Genomic DNA, 19,559 nt, shown 5'->3' with positions numbered 1-19,559 from the left:
TTTCCAGCTCAGGCCTAGCTGAGCACTGCCATCATGATGGCAGCAAAATGCGCCGCGAACGCCAGCACTGTGAAGGCGTGGAAGAGTTCGTGGAAGCCGAAGTGCTGGACGCTGAAGTTCGGTTTTTTTATGGCGTAGAACACCGCGCCGGCGATGTACAACGCTCCACCGACGCAGATGAGTATTGCTGCCGGGGCATTGGCGGTGAAGAACTGGGGCAGGTAGAACAACGCTCCGCAGCCTAGTGCTATGTAAACCGGCACGTACAACCAGCGTGGAGCGTGTGTCCACAGAATTCGGAAGAGCACCCCGACTATTGCTCCGGACCACACTAGCCACAGCAACGTCACGGCCTGTGATCGCTCCAGCAAGGACCACGCCAGGGGGGTGTAACTGCCGGCGATCACCAGCATGATGTTGGTGTGATCCAGTCGTTTGAGCAGCATTCGGACCTTGGGCGACCAGTTTCCGCGGTGGTAAACGGCGCTGACGCCAAACAGCAGGAAGCCCGTCAAGGCATAGATGGCGGAGGTGATCTTGCGGTCGGGGGTGGGTGCGACGGTCACCAGGATGATCCCTGCCGCGAGTGCAAAGGGGGCGGCGATGGCGTGGATCCACCCACGCCATAGGGGCTTGGTTTCGAGGAGCTCAGCCATGGGTCAAGAATAACTTACGTTTCGGTAAGTTACCCACTGGTAACAAGTCCTGAAGACGAATTTGACCGTCTTCTGCACCGGCCCGGCAGCTCGGGACGGTAGCCTTGGATGTGCGCCGTCGTCGTACAAGCAAGGAAGTCAGGTGAGAGTCCGGTGGAGCTGCCCGGTTTCCTCTATGGCTTCTACGAGCGCAAACTGCTGCGATCGCTCAAGCAGGACAGAATTCCGCGGCATATCGGCGTGATGGTGGATGGAAACCGGCGCTGGGCGCGCCAGTTCAACGCACCGACCAGCCAAGGGCACCAGGCGGGCGCGGACAAGATCCACGAATTCCTCGGCTGGTGCCAGGAACTCGGCGTCAAAGTCGTAACCCTCTACATGCTCTCCACGGACAACATGAGCCGCTCCGGCGAGGAACTGGATCTGCTCATGGGCATCATCGCGAACACCATGGACCGGCTGGATGAAGACGAGGATGTCTCCGTCCACGCAATGGGCGCACCGGAACTCCTCCCGGACTACCTGGCCGAACGCCTTAACAAACTGACCGCCCGCACCCCGGTCCACGAAAAGATCCACGTGAACGTGGCCGTCGGCTACGGCGGACGCCGCGAAATCGTCGACGCCGTCCGGGAACTTCTCCACGATGCCGACGCAAAAGGACGCAAGATGTCCGACGTCGCAGATGAACTTTCGGTGGACGACATCTCCCGGTTCCTCTACACCCGCGGCCAACCCGACCCGGACCTCGTCATTCGCACCTCCGGCGAGCAGCGGCTCTCAGGGTTCCTCATGTGGCAAAGCGCCTACAGCGAGTTCTACTTCTGTGAAGCCCTCTGGCCTGCCTTCCGCAAGGTCGATTTCCTACGTGCGCTCAGGGATTATGCCGGGCGCCAGCGGCGATTCGGGACCTAACCTTGCTGCGGTTCATCAGGAATTAATCAGCTGGCAATGCGACTTGCCGACGCAGGTTGCGGAATTTTCTGTGAGTAGGATTACGTTAATCCCATCAGCAGGCAAAACCGCCCGCTGATCGGGGAGGCCAGTATATGGAGCGGACTATCGCACCAGTTACATGGGAGGCCACGCCCGGCCTTCCGGCCGAGCCGCTTCACCATTAGGCCGGGCGAACTGCCCGGGGCTGGAGTCGATGTGGCTATTTCTGAGCAACTGCCCGCAATGGTTTCCGACGGGGAAAGTGCAGCTACCTCTCGCACCAAGCGGGCCTCACAAAAAGCGCGGACCGCACCGTCCGCCACAGGCCGCAGCTACGTGATCGATACGTCCGTCCTGCTATCCGATCCACACGCACTGTTGCGCTTCGCTGAACACGAAGTCATCGTCCCCATCGTGGTCATCAGTGAACTGGAAGGAAAACGCCACGATCCCGAACTGGGCTACTTCGCCCGAAAAGCCCTAAGGCTCCTGGACGACCTCAGAATCGAACACCGCGGCTTGGACCACGCCATCCCCATCGGGAAAGACGGGGGCCTCCTCAGGGTGGAAATGAACCACATCTCCACGGAAGTGCTGCCCGCAGGATTCCGCGGAGGGGACAACGACAGCCGCATCCTGGCCGTCGCCAAAAACCTGGCAAACGAAGGCCACAACGTCACCGTCGTCTCCAAAGACCTCCCCATGCGCGTCAAAGCCTCCGCCATGGGTCTCCACGCCGACGAATACCGCAACGAACTCGTCAAAGACTCCGGCTGGACCGGCATGGCCGAAGTGGACGCAACCGAAGAAGAAATCACAACCCTCTACGGCCACGAACCCGCCTTCATCCCGGCAGCCGCAGAACTTCCCGTCAACACGGGACTGGTTCTCCTGTCCAACCGCGGCTCCGCCCTCGGCCGCGTAGGAGCAGACAAACATGTCAGGCTCGTCAAAGGCGACCGCGACGTCTTCGGACTCCACGGACGCTCAGCAGAGCAACGGCTCGCCATCGACCTCCTCATGGACCCCGCCGTCGGGATCGTCTCCATAGGTGGCCGCGCAGGCACAGGCAAATCCGCACTCGCCCTCTGCGCGGGCCTGGAAGCCGTCCTGGAACGCCGGGAACACCGCAAAGTAGTGGTCTTCCGCCCCCTCTACGCTGTGGGCGGCCAGGAACTCGGCTACCTCCCCGGCTCCGAATCCGAAAAAATGAACCCCTGGGCGCAGGCAGTGTTCGACACCCTCGGGGCGCTCGTCAGCCAGGAAGTCGTGGAAGAAGTCATGGACCGGGGCATGCTCGAAGTCCTGCCGCTGACCCACATCCGCGGGCGCTCCCTGCACGACGCCTTCGTGATCGTGGACGAAGCACAGTCACTCGAGAAAAACGTGCTCCTCACCGTCATGAGCCGCATCGGACAAAACTCCAAAATCGTCCTCACCCACGACGTCGCCCAGCGCGACAACCTCCGCGTGGGGCGGCACGACGGGGTGGCCGCCGTAGTGGAGACGCTCAAGGGCCATCCGCTGTTCGGGCACATCACGCTGACCCGCTCTGAGCGGTCGCCGATTGCTGCTCTTGTGACTGAGTTGCTCGAAGGGGCTGAGATCTAGGTCATCCTGGGCTGGGCCGTGGTTCGGTTCGCCGGGCCACGGCCCTTCGCCGTCGCTTAGACACACCGCAAAAGGACCCCGAAGGTCGCTGGGCGACCTTCGGGGTCCGATGCGTCGCGATGCGCTCCTCTGCGAAGGACCGCAGCTCGGCTTGCGGTATTGGTCGCCGCCGCCCCGAAGGACCTTGCACGCTCGCCGAGGTGTTTTAGGTTAGTGGCACGCTACTACGTTGCTGGGCCGCTGTTTCGTTGCTGGGCGACAACGGGATAGCGGGCCGGGGACGTGGTTCTAGAGCTTCAGATAGGTTTTCAGCTCTTCGTGGCCTTGGACTTTTAGGGTCCAGTGGGGGCGGGTGAATGTGGTGGGGGTGAGGCGGACTCTTTGGACTTCCTCCACTTTTTCGCCCCAGCCGTCGCGGAAAGTGCCGTTCAGTTCGTAGCCGAGGCTGGTGGAGACGCCCAGGGACTGCTGGTTCCAGACCGCCGCTTCGGACTCGGCTACTTCCGCGCCCAGATGGTCAAAGGCGAAGCTCACGACGGCGGCACGCATCTCCTTGCCGAAACCCTGGCCCTGCGCGGACTGCTTGAGCCACGAGCCCGTGCTCACTGTTTTCAGGGTTTTGAAGCTCTTGGCGCCGACGTCCTGGACACCGAGGAGCTCGTCGTCATGCCAGACGCCGAGGAGAAGGGTCCAGGAGTCCTTTGTGAAGTTGGCGCGGCAGCGCCAGTACCACTGGGCCATGTTGGGAGCGAGCTCGTCGTCGGGAAGTTCTGTCCACGGCACGCTGAACGGGCTCTTGCCGGGCTCGTGGACACCGGAACGGGCCGCGGCCACGGCGGAAGGGATGTCTTCGTCGAGGACGGGACGGATGGTCAGCCTCGGAGTGGTGAGGGTGAGTCCGAAAGGGGGCCATATTTCTGCCAGCGATGTCATCGCCGTAGCTTAGCCCGGAAGAGAGCCACCCCTCAGGCGGCAGGGCCGATGTCCCACGAGATGTGGCGCCTGACGTCCGTGAGATTCATCGATTCTGCCAGGAAGAGGTCGTCAAGCATGTACTCGTCCACTGCCAGGATCTTGAGCCAGTGCCCCTTGCCCGCGGTGTCGCCGTCCAGGCTCTGGCTGGCCACGCAAACGCCTGTGCCGATGTCGATCCTGATCAGTGTTCTGCCGGGGTGTGCCAAGGGTTCACTGGGGTCGGAAGGGACATACGTCCGGCTGGGAGTAACGATGGTTTCCAAGGCAAGGCGGCCCTCATGGTCCACCTCGCGCGGTTGCTCCAGGAAGACCCGGTTGGTGTCCGGGAACTCCAAGGGGACTGGGGCGTTGCCGGCAAGCTCTACGGGGTCGAGGGCGGCGGCCAGGCGACCGTTACCAAAGGAGGGCTCACCGTAGGCGGCCTCAGGGCGCCGGCGGACAAGGCCGGCGTCGTCATAAACCGGCGTCACAAGGTGAGCCGGAAGCAGCCACGAACGGCGCGTGGAACTGATGTAAAGATCGTCCCGGGAGTCGTTGATGCCGGTGGTGCTGTGCAGAAGTTGGCCGTCCGGCGTCTCGAGGCGGAGGGCACCCGGGCGCCTAAGCCAAGCCCGGACCATGGCGGCGCCGGAGCCGGGCCGTTCGAGGTACTCAAAGCGGAGGCTGGTCCACTTCCACGGCGATGAACGGCAAAGATTGCGGAATGTGGAGGACAAGTCAAAACCCGGTCCAGCTGCACTGTAGCGCCCCATATCCACAGTTTACCTACGGGTTCAAGCGGGAATGGCGGCCACCGGGATAGCATCCGAAGGTGATCCGACGACTCTCCGACCTCTGGGATGCCAATCCACTGGGCTTCTGGCTCGTGATGGCGGCATGCCTGTACTTCGTGGTGATGGCCGTCCGGCTCACAGTGATAGATATCCGGAGCCACCTGTTGCCAAACCGGATCGTGTTTCCGTCCTACGCCGTGGCTGGGGTGCTGCTGCTGGCTGCGGCACTGGTGGTGTACTTCGCCGATGCACCCACGGAAGGTGCATCGGCGGCTGTGCTCTTTGGTGTGCCCGGCCTGGGCGTGATGGCCGGCGGTGTCGTGCTCTGGCTGTTCTACTTCGTGCTGCGGCTCGTTCACCCGCCGGGGATGGGCTTTGGCGACGTGAAGCTGGCCGGAGTGCTGGGCCTCTATCTGGGCTACCTGGGGTGGAGCCATATTTTTGCGGGGACGTTCGCTGCCTTCCTGTTGGGAGGGCTGTGGAGCCTGGGTATCCTGGTGGCCCGGCGAGGCACGCTGCGCTCGGCCATCCCGTTCGGCCCGTTCATGCTGGCAGGCGCGGCTGCCGCAATGCTGATCCTTCCTGCGTGAAGCCATGCAGCGCTCGTTCCGGCCCAACTGCGGCCAAATTGCAACGCTCCCCGTATTCTCGGCGTTCACCGGGCTGGGTCATGCTTAGCCCAGCGAGTGTTGGGACGTGTTTGAGGGCGTAGGAGGGTTGCAGTGCGGCGGAAAAGCTTGGGTTTCTTGCTGGGAGCGTCTCTTTCCTGTGCCGTCCTGCTGACTGGATGCGGGCAACCAGGCATCGCTACTGCTGGAACTTTGCCAGTAGAGACCGCTCCGGGACCTACTCGACCGCCGGACATCCCCGATGGGGCGGAGCCGTCCTGCGAGGGTGGCCCGCTGGGTTGTTCCCGGTTCACGTCCGTGCGGGGAACTGACGCCACGGGAGATGTGGCGTGGCTCGGAACGGACCCGCTGCGGATCCGTTCGTCGAAGATGAATTTTGAATGGATCCTGTATGTTTCGACGCCATGCAACGGGCTGCAGGTGACGGTTTGGGTAGGCGATGATGTCCTGACGCCGAGTTGGAGGACCGCTACTGACAGAGGCTGTGAGGGGTCAACCGGCAGCTATCAGGCCTGGACAGAGCAGCTCTTTGAACAGCCTGTTCAGTGGAAGCTGGACGGCGACACCCTCACCTTGCACAACTCACATGCCACCATCGAATTGAAGGAAAGCTGACACCATGGGTGCACCCGAATTTGTGCTCAAACTACGGGAGAAGATCGGCAACGACCCCCTTTGGCTTCCGGCTGTGCGGGGCGTGGTGTTTGATGACGAAGGCAGGGTGTTGTTAGGCCAACGTGCCGATAACGGCCATTGGACACTCATCACCGCCATGCTGGAACCGGGAGAACATCCTGCGCCCGGGCTCGTGCGGGAAATCTTTGAGGAAACAGCGGTGGTGGCCGAGACCGAGCGCATCATCGGGGTTGGAGTCGTGGGGCCGGTGACGTTCCCCAACGGCGATGTGTGCGATTTCCTGGACATCACGTTCCGCTGCCGCTACGTCTCGGGGGAAGCTCAAGTCAACGATGACGAATCGTTGGCCGTCGGGTGGTTCGCGCTGGATGAGCTTCCGGACATGAGCGCCGGAAACCTGGAAGCCATCAGGCTCGCCACGGAGCCCGAAGGCCCCGTGGCGTACCAAGTGGAGGACTAGCCTTACCGTCTGCCCGCGTCGGCCGTCGGGCGATCCTTTTCGATGCCATCCGAGGCAGCCAACTCCGCTTCCAGCCGTGCAGTCTCCAGGCGCTCGGCCTCAAGCCGGTCCGCCTCTTCGCCACCCACAGCCTCGCCGCGTGCCACCATGCCGGCGGTGTCTGAGAGCGGGATCTGCTTCAGGGTGATGGCAAGGATCAGTGCGATGGCAATGAACGGCACCAAGTACCAGAAGACGGGCGCCAGCGAGTTGGCGTAGGCGTTGACGATCGCATCACGCAACTGTTCAGGCATCTGCGCCAAGGCTTGGGGATCCAGGGTACTGGTGGACTGTGAAGCCTGCTCGGCGGAGGCACCGGCACCTGTGAAGGCGTCGGTGAGTGATTCGGCCAAACGGTTGGTGAAGATCGCTCCAAAGACGGCGACACCCAGCGATGCCCCTACCTCGCGGAAGTAGTTGTTGGTACTGGTCGCCGTACCAATCTGGTCAGCAGGAACGGAGTTCTGCACTACCAGGACAATGACCTGCATGATCAGGCCCAAGCCGGCGCCGAAGATGAAGAGCTGCACGCAGATGACCCAGATGGGGGTTGCCGCTGTGAGCGTGGTCAGCCACAGCATTGCAGCGATGGTGAGCGCAGCACCCAGGATGGGGTACATCTTGTACTTGCCGGTCTTGGAAATGCGGATACCGGAGTAGATGGACGTGCCCATCAGGCCCACCATCATGGGCAGCATCAGCAGGCCGGACTCAGCGGCCGACGTTCCGGAGGACATCTGCAGGAACGTGGGAACGAAAGCAATGGCGGCGAACATACCCAGGCCCAACGTAAAGCCGATGGCCGTGGCGTTGATGAAGATGGGGTTCTTGAACAGGCTCAGCGGAATGATGGGGTCCTCGGCGCGGCGTTCAACCATCACGAAGGCAAAGGCGGCCAGGACCATGCCGGCCCCAAACGCCCACGTAAGGGGTGAATCCCAGCCCTCGTCCTTCTTGCCGCCAAAGTCCGTGAAGAAGATGAGGCAGGTGGTGGCAGCGGAGAGGAACAGGACACCCAGGATGTCGATCTTCTTCTCTGCCTTCTTATTCGGCAGGGTCAAAGTGAACCAGGCGGTGATGAACGCAGCGATGCCGATGGGGATGTTGATGTAGAAAGCCCATTCCCAGGTGAGGTGGTCAACGAAGAAGCCACCCAGCAGCGGTCCGGCTACAGCGGACAGGCCGAAGATTGCGCCCAACGGGCCCATGTACTTGCCGCGCTCCTTGGCGGGAACGATGTCGGCAATGATCGCCTGCGAGAGGATCATGAGGCCGCCGCCGCCCAGGCCTTGAATGGCGCGGAAGATCACGAAGCCCCAGAAGTCGGTGGCAAACGCGCAACCCACGGATGCGAGGGTAAACAGGGCGATTGCGACGAGGAACAGGTTGCGACGCCCAAGGATGTCACCGAACTTGCCGTAGATGGGCATCACGATGGTGGTGGCAAGGAGGTACGCGGTGGTGATCCAGGCCTGGTGCTCCACGCCGCCCAGCTTGCCCACGATGGTAGGCATTGCGGTGGAAACGATCGTCTGGTCGAGGCTGGACAACAGCATGCCTGCGATCAGCGCAGAGAAGATGATCCAGATGCGTTTCTGGGTCAGCAGCAGCGGTTCGGCTGCTTTGGAGAGTGTACTCATGCGGGGTCCTTCGTGGTTTCAAGGGGGTTGGCGCCCAACTCTTGGTTCGTGGCCAGTGGTTGCGCAAAAAGTTTCCGTGCGGCGTTGAGGTTCTGTTCGAGGATCCCGCGGTAGGGGCGCGAATTATCCTCCGAGAAGAATTGCTGTGCTGTCTTCTTGGAGACCGCCCCGAACACCACCGTTGCCGTCATGACTTCGGGGTGCTCGGGGTCCAGCCCTTCGCGGGCGGCCACCAGCGCGGCGAATTGTCGTTCGCGGGCTTCCCCTTCGAGGGTGAGCCGCGCCAGTAGCTGTGGTTCAGCCGTAATGGCAGCGATGAACTGTTGGACCTCGGTCCGGCTGATGGATGAACGCTCCATCAGGGTCACGGTGAGCACGTGCAGGGCTGCCAAGAGAGTCCCGGAGATGCTGTCCGGTGTGGGGGAAGGGTTCTGGTTGAACGTTTCCAAGGCGTCCTCGGGCAACTCATCCGAAAACGAACCGATGACGGCGTCTTCCTTGGAGTGGAAGTAATTGAAGAAGGTCCGGCGTGAAATCCCCGCCTCTTCGCAGACTTCTTCAACGGTGAAACCGCTCAGGCCACGTGCCGCGGTCATGGAACGCGCGACGGCGGTGATCGCCGTCCGCGTGGCAGCCCGCTTGCGCTCACGGAGGCCACCATCAGTATTTGCACTATTGCTCACAAAGTAAAGTTTTGCACACAAGCACTAAAAGTGCAAAAAGTTTCGGGGTATGGCTTTACTCATACGTCCGGGCACGACGACGGCCGGCACCTTTCGTGAGAAAGGTACCGGCCGTCGTCGTGCTTTGAGTATTAGTTCTTGTGAGCGGGGGACGTCATAGTGGTGACGTCAAGGGCCTTGTCGAGCTCTGCCTCGGTAACCTTGCCTTCGCCCTCGCCGACGAAGCCAAGCTTCTCGGTGGCCTGGCGGATGGTCAGGCCCTCCTTCACGGCGATCTTGGCGATCTTGGCAGCGTTCTCGTAACCAATGAACTTGTTCAGCGGGGTCACGATGGACGGGGAAGCCTCTGCGAGGAAGCGCGCACGCTCAACGTTGGCGGTGATGCCGTCGATCATCTTGTCGGCCATGACGCGGCTGGTGTTGGCCAGCAGGCGGATGGACTCGAGCAGGTTGGCGGCCATCACGGGGATGCCGACGTTGAGTTCGAAGGCGCCGTTGGTGCCGGACCAGGCGATGGCGGTGTCGTTGCCGATGACCTGGGCGCAGACCATGATGGACGCTTCGCAGATCACCGGGTTGACCTTGCCCGGCATGATCGAGGAGCCCGGCTGAAGGTCCGGAATGGCGATTTCGCCGAGGCCCGTGTTGGGGCCGGAGCCCATCCAGCGGAGGTCGTTGTTGATCTTCATGAAGGAGATCGCGATGTTGCGGAGCTGGCTGGAACCTTCGATCAGGCCGTCACGGTTTGCCTGTGCTTCGAAGTGGTCGCGTGCTTCGGTCAGCGGCAGGCCGGTGTCGGCGGCGAGGAGTTCGATGACGCGCTCCGGGAAGCCGGCCGGGGTGTTGATTCCGGTACCAACAGCGGTGCCACCCAGGGGAACTTCGGCAACGCGGGGGAGTGCGGCGTTGATGCGCTCGATGCCGTACCGGACCTGGGCAGCGTAGCCGCCAAATTCCTGGCCGAGCATGACCGGCGTGGCGTCCATGAGGTGGGTACGGCCGGACTTGACGACGTCCTTGAACTCCACGGCCTTGCGATCGAGGGAAGCTGCCAGGTACTCCAGTGCCGGGATCAGGTCGTTGATCAGGGCCGAGGTGGCGGCGACGTGTACGGACGTCGGGAAGACGTCGTTGGAGGACTGCGACGCGTTCACATGGTCGTTCGGGTGGACAACTTTGTCACTCCCCGCGGCCGCGAGGGCGCGCGATGCCAGCTCCGCGATGACCTCGTTGGTGTTCATGTTGGAGGAAGTGCCCGAGCCGGTCTGGAAAACGTCAATCGGGAAGTCGCCGTCGTACTTACCGGTGGCAACCTCATCGGCAGCGGCGGCGATAGCCTCGGCGAGCTCACCATCGAGCACCCCCAGTTCGGCATTCGCCAGTGCAGCTGCCTTCTTCACGCGGGCAAGAGCCTCGATGTGTGTGCGCTCAAGCGTCTTGCCGGAGATCGGGAAGTTCTCCACAGCACGCTGCGTCTGGGCGCGGTACAGGGCGTTCACGGGGACGCGAACTTCGCCCATCGTGTCATGTTCAATACGGAACTCAGTGGTGGAAGTCATGGGGCTAGCTTAGGGCGATTGGACGCTCCACAGAAAACCCGGAGAGGAGTGCTACGTGCTCCGGCGCTGAGGCCGGAGCACGTCGTCCTAGAGCTTGCCGATCCCGGAAACGAGCGCCGCACGGCCTTCGTCGAGCTTGTATGACAAGCCGATCACGGCAACCCGGCCGTCGTCGATGGCGTCGGAAATCACACGTGAGCTGTCAGCCAGGCGGGCAGCAGTCTGCTTGACGTGCTCCACCACCATGTCGTTGACGTCTTCCTGGCTATTGCGCTTGGCGGTCAGGACGGACGGTGTGATGCGCTCTACGAGGTCGCGGATGAAGCCCGGGGGCATCTCGCCTGTTTCAACGGCCGCCTTGGTGGCCTTCACGGCACCGCAGCTGTCATGGCCGAGGATGACGATCAGCGGAACCCGGAGTTCGCTGATGCTGTACTCGAGGGAACCCAAAACCGCATCATCAATGACCTGGCCGGCAGTGCGCACCACGAAGGCGTCACCGAGCCCCAGATCAAAGATAATCTCTGCAGCGAGCCGTGAATCCGAGCAGCCGAAGATCACGGCGAAGGGGTTCTGGTTCTCAATGAGAGAAGATCGTCGCGAAGCATCCTGGTTGGGGTGCAGGGATTCGCCGGAAACAAAACGTTCGTTACCCTCGCGGAGACGGCGCCACGCCAGGGCTGGAGTCAGGTAAGTAGGCACGAGCCTTACTTTACGACGCGGACGGGGCAGTCCGTGAAACTGTTGCGCCGGGTTAGGCGGAGGGCTGCGCAGAAGTAGTGGCGGTAGCCGGTGCGCTTGCAGGCGGTGCCTGCTCTGCGGACTTCACGACGGCGGCCGCCAAAGTTGCGAACTCATCCAGGTTTGCGGTGCCGTTCAGAATGATGGTGGTACCGCGGTACTCCAGGACCATGCTGCGTTTTTCCTTGCCTGAGTCGCGCAGCTCCCACTCCTGGCCGCCTGCACTACGCGTGCCAGTGACAGGAAGGTTCTCCGTTTTCTGCAGAACCCATGTGGGGTTTGCCTGGCTGGTCTGGGTGAGCCCGATGAAGTTTTCCTTGGGCGTCAGGAAACCAATCTCCCAGGTAGGAACGCCGCTTCCGCTGCCGGACTCCCAACGGGCGTAGTTGGGCTTGAATGTGTCGCCCGTATCCGGAGTGACAGGTGTGAATCCCGCCACACCCGTGGCATTGCGGGCGATGGACGCGACGTCAACATCCGGCCTGAAACCTTCGCCCTTGGGAGCCGGGTTCATCAAAACGATGGGGAGGAAAGCCAGTACACAGACAAGCAGCGCTATGACCATGCCGATGACCGAAGCGTTGGCCCGCTTGGCAGCTTTCGCCGCAATGACGGGTTTATAGGGGGCATCCGGGGATGCCTGGGCGCTTGTTTGGTTAGCCTCCGCGGCGTCCGGCTCATTGCCGGCAGCGGGCTTGTCCTGCGTTTCACTCACCCCTCCATGATCGCTTATCGAGGCAGGGAACACACATCCGGCAACCTCACCGCCGGTATTGCGGGCCGTGGTCATCCAACGACTCCCGGACCACGTGGCGACTATGATCGTTGATAGAGGAACCCCGGGTTGCTTAGTGCAACCATGTCCGGTCCCGTGAATCGTCACTCGAAGAAGAGGTTCAAGTGTCTCCTGCACCAATGACCCAGCAGTATTCCACGATTTCGCCGTCGCTTGCCGTCGGCCTCGACGAACCCGACCGCAACCTTGCGCTTGAACTCGTCCGTGTCACCGAAGCCGCGGCAATTGCCGGTGGCCACTGGGTAGGTTTCGGCGACAAAAACAAGGCAGACGGTGCCGCCGTCGATGCCATGCGTTCGTTCCTTCACACCGTCCACTTCAACGGCGTCGTGGTCATCGGTGAAGGCGAAAAAGATGAAGCCCCCATGCTGTTCAACGGCGAGCAGGTTGGTGACGGCACCGGTCCCGAGTGTGACGTCGCCGTGGACCCCATCGATGGAACACGCCTGACCGCCCTGGGCATCAACAACGCCCTCGCAGTGTTGGCAGTTGCCGAGCGCGGATCCATGTTCGACCCTTCCGCTGTGTTCTACATGGAGAAGCTCGTCACCGGCCCCGAAGCCGCCGACATGGTGGACTTGCGCCTGCCCGTCAAGCAGAACCTGCACCTCATCGCCAAAGCCAAGGGCGTCAAGGTCAACCAGCTCAACGTCATGATCCTGGACCGCGACCGCCACCGCCCCCTCGTGGAAGAAATCCGCGAAGCCGGTGCCCGCACCAAGTTCATCATGGACGGCGACGTCGCCGGCGCCATCGCAGCAGCCCGCTCCGGTACCGGCGTTGACGCCTTGATGGGCATCGGCGGCACCCCGGAAGGCATCGTTGCAGCCTGTGCCATCAAGTCGCTCGGCGGTGTGATCCAGGGCCGCCTGTGGCCGACGTCGGACGAAGAGAAGCAGAAGGCCATCGACGCCGGACACGACCTCGACCGCGTCCTGTCCACCAACGACCTCGTCACCTCGGACAACTGCTACTTCGCAGCAACCGGCATCACCGACGGCGACCTCCTCCACGGTGTGCGCTACCAGAAGGACCGCGTCATGACGCAGTCCATCGTGATGCGCTCCAAGTCCGGGACGGTCCGCTTCGTAGAGGCTGAGCACCACGCATCCAAGTGGGAGACGTACGCGCGCAAGCCGTAACCTCCGCACTTAACAGAAGGACGGCGAGCATCGCTCGGCGGCTATCTCCTCGTAACTCGTCGATGTGATGCCGCTTTCGCGATACTCGCCGTCCTTCTTTGTGCCCGGGCGGCCCCGGTTGCGCGCGAATTTGGGGTGGGCTATGCGCGAGGTGTGCACTCACCACATACTTTGACTTTGAAAACCTGCGGACACGCCGGGTGTGTGGGTGTGTCGTGATGCAGGCGCCCTCAAAGTAGGTGGTGGGGGTACGGGTTCCTCATCGCGCCCTGCACAATTTCGCTACGCAGATGGAGTGGTGGCGCCTGGACCACGGTGTCCATGGGAATTAGGGTGGCCTCGCCGGTTATGCGCACGGTCCGCCGAGGTGCCGACCGGTCAACACGCAATGGTTCGACGACGGCGCTTCGGTGGTGCCGACGTCGGGCGCTCCTGCGCAGCAGTGAGCGAGCTGCGCCGTCATCACCTACTTTGACTTTGAAAACCTGCGGACACGCCGGGTGTGTGGGTGTGTCGTGATGCAGGCGCCCTCAAAGTGGGTGGTGGAGGTACGGGTTCCCTGTGCTGACTCCGGGAGCTGGCCTAGCGCAGTTTGTCGCGGAGCTTCCTGGCAAGCTGGTACGCGCCGTAGCGGAGCTTGTTGACCGGGAGGTCCCAGGTGCCCGGGTAGGAGACTTCGCGGCCTCCGAATGACTTTTTGAACGCAGTGAAGCCCGCCCATTTGTGGTCCGGCTGGTCTTCCGGCGCCACACCCCAAAGATCTACGTGTTTGAGGCCCTTCTCCTTGGCGTCAGCCATCAAAGTCACCAGGAGCGGGATGCCAGCGCTGAGCTTGCGGTGGGCATCGTCCAAAGCGGCATGGGCGTACACACGGGTATCAGCGGAGTCATAGGCGAAAGCAGCGGCGATCGGTTCGCCCTCAAGCTCCGCGATGAACAGCGTTCCCGCGCCACTGGGCAGCAGGGAAGCGGCTACTTGCGTGAGGTACTCGTCGCTTTGGGGCTTGAAGCCGTTCCGGGCAGCTGTCAGATGGAGGAAATGCAGAAGCACAGAGATGTCGGCGGGATCCTGGGAAGCGCGGAACGTGACACCCTTCTTGTGGATGTTCCGGTAGAGGTTCCTGTTGGTGGGCTTCATCCCGGCCAGGACGTCTTTGAAGTCGCCGTCAAGGTCCACGATCCAGCTGAGCTCGGGCTGCTGGTTGACCGGCGCAGGCGTCATACCGCGGGCGCGAAGGAGAGCATCGGCATCGGACGCTGTGAATCCGGCGGCAGCGGGCTCCATCCGCACGAACACAGCACCCTCCGCCTTTGCCAGGGCCACCAAGGCAGCAGTGGCGGCGTCGAAAGCTTCCACGGACTCCGCTACGGGGCCATAGGGGGCGTAGATGACCTTGCCGGCGGGGTTCTTCTCCTCGATCGCGAGGAAACTCCAGCCCGGCCCGGACTGCTCATGGACACGGCGTCCCAAGGAACGCTGGACAGCCGCCCATGCGGGCGTTTGCAAGAAAAACTCCATGAATCAGTTCCCCAGCCCCGTGGTCACCGCGAAGGCAACACTGGTGTCCGTCGCTCCCTGCACGGGGTGGACGTTCACGGGGGCCTCGATGTCAGGGATGAACGCTGCAGCGCCACGCTGCAGCCTGAGATCACTCTTGGGGGAGTCGAGCAACACCGAACCAGACACCACCACGACGACGGCGGGCCCGGTTTGCGCCAGCGGCACCGGCTCGGCGCCCGGGCCAAGCTCAATCCGCTGCAGCTGGAATTCCTTGAAGGGCGGCCGGTACAGTTCCTGCCCGAACTCGGTTCCGCTGGCCTCGATGCGGGGCACGCCGAGTGCTTCGAAGCGTACAGTCTTCAGCAATTCCGGGACGTCCACGTGCTTTGGTGTGAGTCCGCCACGGAGAACATTGTCAGAGGAGGCCATGACCTCCACGCCCAACCCATGGAGGTAAGCGTGCACGTTGCCGGCCGGCAGGTAAACCACGTCACCAGGCTGCAAGGAAAGATGGTTCAGAAGAAGGGAAATGAGGACGCCGGAATCTCCGGGGAAGGCTTCATTGATGTCCACCATGGCGGTCAACGCTTCGCGGTGCGGCTCCAGCGGTCCGCCGGCGGACAGGACGGCGACTACCTCGTTGATGGCGTCGGAGACGCCGGTGCCACCCTCGATGAGTCTGCTGAAGGCTGCTTTCAGGGCTGCAGGCTCATCAGGCTGGCCGAGATCTGCGATGACGCCTTTGATGACATCGGGAACGTCCACTGCCGCGGAATCAAGGACGTGGGCCAGGTGCCCAAAGATGTCCTTGGACTCAGCAGGTGAACGGAAACCACACAATGCCCTAAATGGAGTGAGGGCGAAGATCATCTCCGGTTTGTGGTTGTCATCCCGGTAGTTGCGGTCTGCTGCATCGGCGGCGATGCCGGCCGCATTCTCCCGTTCGAATCCTTCCCGGGCCTGATCAAGGCTGGGGTGCACCTGCAAGGACAGCGGCTGCTCTGCGGCCAGGAGCTTGGTGAGAAACGGCAGCCGTGGGCCGAACTCGGCGAGGCTTTCCGAGCCCAGGCAGCGCAGGGGATCCGAGGCGATCAACGCGTCCAATGGCTGGGTGACACCGTTGGGGTGGACGGCTGTGGAGGGGGAGTCCGGGTGGGCTCCGATCCACATTTCGGCTTCGGGACCACCTGACGCCGGCCGGCCAAGCAAGCCGGCGATCGCCGTCGTCGAACCCCACGCATAGGGTCGCAAAACATTCTCAATCTGGTACACGAAAGAAAGTCCTTATCGTTGCGCTGAACGTGGGATGGGCGGAAGGCGGCTTACAGCGGTGCGCACTGTCCGTTGGTTGCCACGAGGTCACGGATACCTTGCTCATCGCCTTGGGCCTTGAGGCCGTTCAGCAACTCGATGGTGATCGGGGTGCCGTCGGGCGTGGTGGTCACCGGGGTGAAATCGGCCGAAGGCGACGGCAGCTGGCTCACCGGAACGGAACCCGCAACCGGACCCGCGGCCATAAAGGCTCCGGCCCCGGCTCCGTCATAGGAATCGACGGCGTCGCTCGCCTTGGGAGTGTTGGACGAAGCCAGCACTTCCTGGACCTTGGAATGGATCAGGTCAAAGTCCGGCACCGTGGAGAAGGACGCGTCAAAGTCCGGGGGGCCGATGGTGAGGCGCTTGACGGGCTGGTTCTTGGACTTCAAGGCGAGGTCCACAAAGCTGCCCAGCTGGTTCGAGGAAATGTTGGAGTCAACCACCTTGGTGCCGGCATTGGCGATGTCCTCGAACTTGGTGAGGAGCGTGGCAGGATCCAACTGCTTGAGCATGGCCTGCTGTACGCACTGCTGGCGCGCGATGCGGGCGTAGTCATCCACGAATTCGCGGGACCGTCCGTACCAAAGGGCCTGGAAGCCATTCAAGTGTTGGTCGCCGGCAGGAATCCAACCGTCCGGCATGCCGTGGATTCCGTTGGCCTCGTCAGTGACGGGACCACTGATGGGCACCCAGCCGCCGGCTTTGATACGGATGCCGCCCATGGCATCGATGAGTTTGGCGAAACCGTCCATGTCCACCAGGACATACGCCTGGACGGTGATGCCCAAGGTGCCGGACACGGCTTCGAGCGTGGCCTGCGCTCCGGGATCCGCGACCCCTGGATAGAGGTCCTGGTGGTTATTGGTGACCTCGGTGTTGACAGCGTTGATGAGGCATTCGTCCCCGCAGTTGTAGCCATCGGGGTAGATCCCGCGCATAGGCGAGCCCTCGCTGAATTGGGCGTTCTGAAGGTTGCGGGGGACAGAGATGATGGCACTCTCGCCGGTTTTCGCGTCGACGCTGATGACGGAGAGGCTGTCCGGGCGGCGGCCGGTCCTATCGTCCCCGGCATCGCCACCCATCATGAGGAAGTTGTACCGTCCGTCCACTGGATCAATGGCGGGACCGGCATTGAAAATGCTGCCGATTGCATTGCGGCTCACGTTAAGGACGTAGGCGAGATAGCCCAGCGATCCGCTGGCGAGGACCGTGGTCACCGCCAGGACGACGGCGATGATGGGGCGCATTCCCGGTGCCAGGAGCGCAGGCCTGATGATCCTCAGGGTATTGAGGAACAAGAAGGCCCACCCCAAAGCCAACGCCACGAGGATCACGATGATGAACAACGAACCCACCGGATGCGTGACGACGCTGAGCAGCATCGTCCGGTTCACCAAGGCAATGAACAATGTGAGCAGGGCAAGGGCCCACACCGTGATAGTGACGCGCAAAGCGATGCGGCCAAGTTTGCGGTCCCCGGCAACAATTTGGGCGCTGCCGGGAACAAAGAGAGTGAGGAGGACCAGCACGAAGGCGCGTTTGGTCCGCACCGGAGCGCTGGCACCGGACGGATAGCGGACGGGATCAGTCAGGGCGGAACCGGGCTGACTCGGGGTCTTGTGCATGGTCATCAACCGCTGCCTTCCTAGCGGGGGCTCCGGGCGGAGGCATTCGCAGGGGAAAAGACCTCTTCTACTTTGTGGCGCAGGTTTTCGCCCTTCTTAGTGGCGACGTCGTTCAACTCCTGGGCGAAGGTGAGGAGATCCGCGCGGAGCTTCGATGCAAGTTCGTCAGTTCCTGACGCCAACATGCGAACGGCGAGAAGACCTGCATTGCGGGCACCGGCGATGGACACAGTGGCCACGGGAACGCCTGCAGGCATCTGGACGATGGACAGCAGGGAATCCATGCCGTCCAATGTTTTGAGGGGGACGGGGACGCCGATGACGGGAAGGGGCGTGACCGAAGCCAGCATGCCGGGAAGGTGCGCAGCCCCGCCGGCCCCGGCAATGATGACGCGCAGGCCGCGTTCGTGGGCAGTCTGGCCGTAGCGGATCATCTCAGTGGGCATGCGGTGAGCTGACACGACGTCTGCCTCAAAGGGGATGCCGAACTCGGCCAGGGCGTCTGCGGCGGCCTCCATCACCGGCCAATCGGAGTCCGAGCCCATCACGAGCCCAACCAGCGGGGCTGTTCTTTCCGAAGTCATGCGGTCTCCTCTAGGGTGGTCTGCTCGGGCTTTCGGCCGTCACGGATGATGTTGGCCACGGTGGTCGCGCGCTGCCTGACGGAGTCGACGTCGGAAACCGAGCTGCCAACCAGGTTCACGTGGCCGATCTTGCGGCCCGGGCGAACGGACTTGCCGTAGGAATGCACTTTTGCCGCGGGCTCGAAGGCCAACGCCATGGGGAAAGCCTTGAAGAGGTCCTGATTGTCGCCGCCCAGGAAGTTCTTCATGACCACCACCGGGGCCAGGGCATCCGTTGCGCCCAGCGGAAGGTCCAACACGGCCCGCAGGTGCTGCTCAAACTGGCTGGTAATGGAACCGTCTTGCGTCCAGTGCCCGGTGTTGTGCGGACGCATGGCGAGCTCGTTGATAAGGAAGCCTGCTCCGACTCCCGGAGTTTCGAACAGCTCTGCGGCCATGACCCCGGTGACGCCGAGTTCGTTGGCAATGCGCAGGGCAGCCTCTTCAGCCGCAGCAGCCACTTCAACGGAAATGTTTTGGGCGGGTGCGATCACTTCGTCGCAAACTCCGTCCACCTGAATGGTGTGGACAACCGGCCATGCACGGGATTCGCCACTTGGGCTGCGTGCCACAAGGGCCGAGAGTTCGCGGCTGAAATCAACCTTGGCTTCTGCCAGCAGGGGACTCATAGCCTGGAACCAGTCGGCAGTTTCCAAAGCATCGTCCGCGGAGTCAACAATCCTGACACCCTTGCCGTCATAACCACCGCGAGGGGTCTTCAGAACCACGGGCCAGCCGATCCTGTCGCCAAAGGCCACCAGATCCTCAACGCTGTGGACAGCCGACCACTCAGGGTTCGGCAAGCCCAAGCGGTCAATTGCAGCCCGCATCACCAACTTGTCCTGGGCGTTAACCAACGCGTCAGGGCCGGGTTGGACGTTGACGCCTGCGTCCAGGAGGGCTTGCAGGTGTTCCGTGGGGACGTGTTCGTGATCAAACGTGAGCACGTCCAGGCCCTTGGAGAACTCAAGAAGAGCATCCAGGTCCTTGTAGTCGCCAAGAGGCGCAGTGGCCACTGCGGCCACGGCAGAAACGTCCTCACCCTCGGCCAAAACACGGAGTTCGAAGCCCAAGGCGGTAGCGGGCGGAGCCATCATTCGTGCGAGCTGGCCGCCGCCAACAACGCCAATTACTGGAAAAGTCACAAGGTTCAGCCTACCGAACCGCCGGCAGGATCACTGATTCTGCCGTCCTTTGGGATGGTTTTCTGCGGCGTGAGGC

General features: G+C 62.4%; 19 protein-coding genes. 6 read left to right on the top strand and 13 right to left on the bottom strand.

The genetic code is table 11. The annotated features are described in order from the left end of the window. Nucleotides 1-14 precede the first annotated feature (14 nt). Nucleotides 15-656: a PAQR family membrane homeostasis protein TrhA gene (gene trhA, locus ACZ881_RS13265; RefSeq protein ID WP_476116107.1), complete on the bottom strand. Its 642-nt coding sequence runs from the start codon at nucleotides 654-656 to the stop codon at nucleotides 15-17. A 108-nt stretch (nucleotides 657-764) separates the two neighbouring features. Between trhA and ACZ881_RS13260 the strand changes: the two genes are divergently transcribed. Continuing rightward, nucleotides 765-1,571, top strand: a complete 807-nt coding sequence (locus ACZ881_RS13260; protein ID WP_017198688.1) for an isoprenyl transferase — start codon at nucleotides 765-767, stop codon at nucleotides 1,569-1,571. A gap of 237 nt (nucleotides 1,572-1,808) precedes the next feature. Then, nucleotides 1,809-3,203 carry a PhoH family protein gene (locus tag ACZ881_RS13255; RefSeq protein WP_476116105.1) on the top strand — a complete coding sequence of 465 codons (1,395 nt, stop codon included), beginning with the start codon at nucleotides 1,809-1,811 and terminating at the stop codon, nucleotides 3,201-3,203. A gap of 288 nt (nucleotides 3,204-3,491) precedes the next feature. Here ACZ881_RS13255 and ACZ881_RS13250 read toward each other — a convergent pair whose 3' ends face one another. After that, the gene (locus ACZ881_RS13250) at nucleotides 3,492-4,136 is read right to left on the bottom strand and encodes a GNAT family N-acetyltransferase (protein WP_476116104.1); all 645 of its coding nucleotides are present in this window, start codon (nucleotides 4,134-4,136) and stop codon (nucleotides 3,492-3,494) included. Between the two features lie 32 nt (nucleotides 4,137-4,168). Further along, entirely contained in the window at nucleotides 4,169-4,930 is a 762-nt protein-coding gene (locus tag ACZ881_RS13245) for a hypothetical protein (RefSeq protein ID WP_476116103.1), read from the bottom strand. Between the two features lie 59 nt (nucleotides 4,931-4,989). Here ACZ881_RS13245 and ACZ881_RS13240 point away from each other — a divergent pair, with 59 nt between their 5' ends. The 3 genes from ACZ881_RS13240 to ACZ881_RS13230 all read left to right on the top strand — a co-directional run bounded on the left by ACZ881_RS13240 (nucleotide 4,990) and on the right by ACZ881_RS13230 (nucleotide 6,676). Further along, complete coding sequence (locus ACZ881_RS13240; RefSeq protein ID WP_476116101.1) at nucleotides 4,990-5,541, top strand: prepilin peptidase; 552 nt, start codon at nucleotides 4,990-4,992, stop codon at nucleotides 5,539-5,541. 336 nt (nucleotides 5,542-5,877) lie between these two features. Continuing rightward, nucleotides 5,878-6,195 (top strand): META domain-containing protein, encoded by a 318-nt coding sequence (locus ACZ881_RS13235; protein ID WP_476116099.1) that lies wholly within the window; start codon nucleotides 5,878-5,880, stop codon nucleotides 6,193-6,195. Nucleotides 6,196-6,199: 4 nt separating this feature from the next. After that, the gene (locus ACZ881_RS13230) at nucleotides 6,200-6,676 is read left to right on the top strand and encodes an NUDIX hydrolase (RefSeq protein WP_476116097.1); all 477 of its coding nucleotides are present in this window, start codon (nucleotides 6,200-6,202) and stop codon (nucleotides 6,674-6,676) included. 2 nt (nucleotides 6,677-6,678) lie between these two features. Here ACZ881_RS13230 and ACZ881_RS13225 read toward each other — a convergent pair whose 3' ends face one another. The 5 genes from ACZ881_RS13225 to ACZ881_RS13205 form a co-directional block, all read right to left on the bottom strand. Further along, a complete protein-coding gene (locus ACZ881_RS13225) occupies nucleotides 6,679-8,355 on the bottom strand; it encodes an MDR family MFS transporter (protein ID WP_091466130.1) in 1,677 nt (558 codons plus the stop codon). Further along, a complete protein-coding gene (locus tag ACZ881_RS13220; RefSeq protein WP_476116095.1) occupies nucleotides 8,352-9,038 on the bottom strand; it encodes a TetR/AcrR family transcriptional regulator in 687 nt (228 codons plus the stop codon). Before ACZ881_RS13220 ends, ACZ881_RS13225 begins: the two co-directional genes overlap by 4 nt. A gap of 131 nt (nucleotides 9,039-9,169) precedes the next feature. Continuing rightward, complete coding sequence (locus ACZ881_RS13215) at nucleotides 9,170-10,597, bottom strand: class II fumarate hydratase (protein ID WP_091466132.1); 1,428 nt, start codon at nucleotides 10,595-10,597, stop codon at nucleotides 9,170-9,172. Nucleotides 10,598-10,684: 87 nt separating this feature from the next. Then, nucleotides 10,685-11,299, bottom strand: coding sequence for a carbonic anhydrase (locus ACZ881_RS13210; RefSeq protein WP_011774029.1), 615 nt, complete (start codon nucleotides 11,297-11,299; stop codon nucleotides 10,685-10,687). 52 nt (nucleotides 11,300-11,351) lie between these two features. Beyond that, nucleotides 11,352-12,053 carry a DUF4245 domain-containing protein gene (locus ACZ881_RS13205; protein ID WP_370629050.1) on the bottom strand — a complete coding sequence of 234 codons (702 nt, stop codon included), beginning with the start codon at nucleotides 12,051-12,053 and terminating at the stop codon, nucleotides 11,352-11,354. A gap of 200 nt (nucleotides 12,054-12,253) precedes the next feature. On the opposite strand from ACZ881_RS13205, the gene glpX reads away from it, so the two are divergent. Continuing rightward, the gene (gene glpX / locus ACZ881_RS13200) at nucleotides 12,254-13,276 is read left to right on the top strand and encodes a class II fructose-bisphosphatase (protein WP_017198677.1); all 1,023 of its coding nucleotides are present in this window, start codon (nucleotides 12,254-12,256) and stop codon (nucleotides 13,274-13,276) included. A gap of 582 nt (nucleotides 13,277-13,858) precedes the next feature. On the opposite strand, the gene ACZ881_RS13195 is transcribed toward glpX, so the two are convergent. From ACZ881_RS13195 to ACZ881_RS13175, 5 genes are read right to left on the bottom strand one after another with little or no spacing between them, the layout of a single operon-like run. Then, the gene (locus ACZ881_RS13195) at nucleotides 13,859-14,794 is read right to left on the bottom strand and encodes a lipid II:glycine glycyltransferase FemX (RefSeq protein WP_476116091.1); all 936 of its coding nucleotides are present in this window, start codon (nucleotides 14,792-14,794) and stop codon (nucleotides 13,859-13,861) included. Nucleotides 14,795-14,797: 3 nt separating this feature from the next. After that, entirely contained in the window at nucleotides 14,798-16,048 is a 1,251-nt protein-coding gene (manA, locus tag ACZ881_RS13190; protein ID WP_476116089.1) for a mannose-6-phosphate isomerase, class I, read from the bottom strand. A gap of 50 nt (nucleotides 16,049-16,098) precedes the next feature. Next, nucleotides 16,099-17,721, bottom strand: a complete 1,623-nt coding sequence (locus ACZ881_RS13185; protein WP_476116087.1) for an LCP family protein — start codon at nucleotides 17,719-17,721, stop codon at nucleotides 16,099-16,101. A 14-nt stretch (nucleotides 17,722-17,735) separates the two neighbouring features. After that, nucleotides 17,736-18,299, bottom strand: a complete 564-nt coding sequence (purE, locus tag ACZ881_RS13180) for a 5-(carboxyamino)imidazole ribonucleotide mutase (RefSeq protein ID WP_091466140.1) — start codon at nucleotides 18,297-18,299, stop codon at nucleotides 17,736-17,738. After that, complete coding sequence (locus ACZ881_RS13175; RefSeq protein ID WP_091466142.1) at nucleotides 18,296-19,483, bottom strand: 5-(carboxyamino)imidazole ribonucleotide synthase; 1,188 nt, start codon at nucleotides 19,481-19,483, stop codon at nucleotides 18,296-18,298. Before ACZ881_RS13175 ends, purE begins: the two co-directional genes overlap by 4 nt. Nucleotides 19,484-19,559: the final 76 nt, after the last annotated feature.

This window comes from Paenarthrobacter sp. TE3676 (assembly GCF_056279165.1).
The sequence above is the reverse complement of the archived record's forward strand: the minus strand, read 5'-3'. Positions and strand labels throughout refer to the sequence as shown.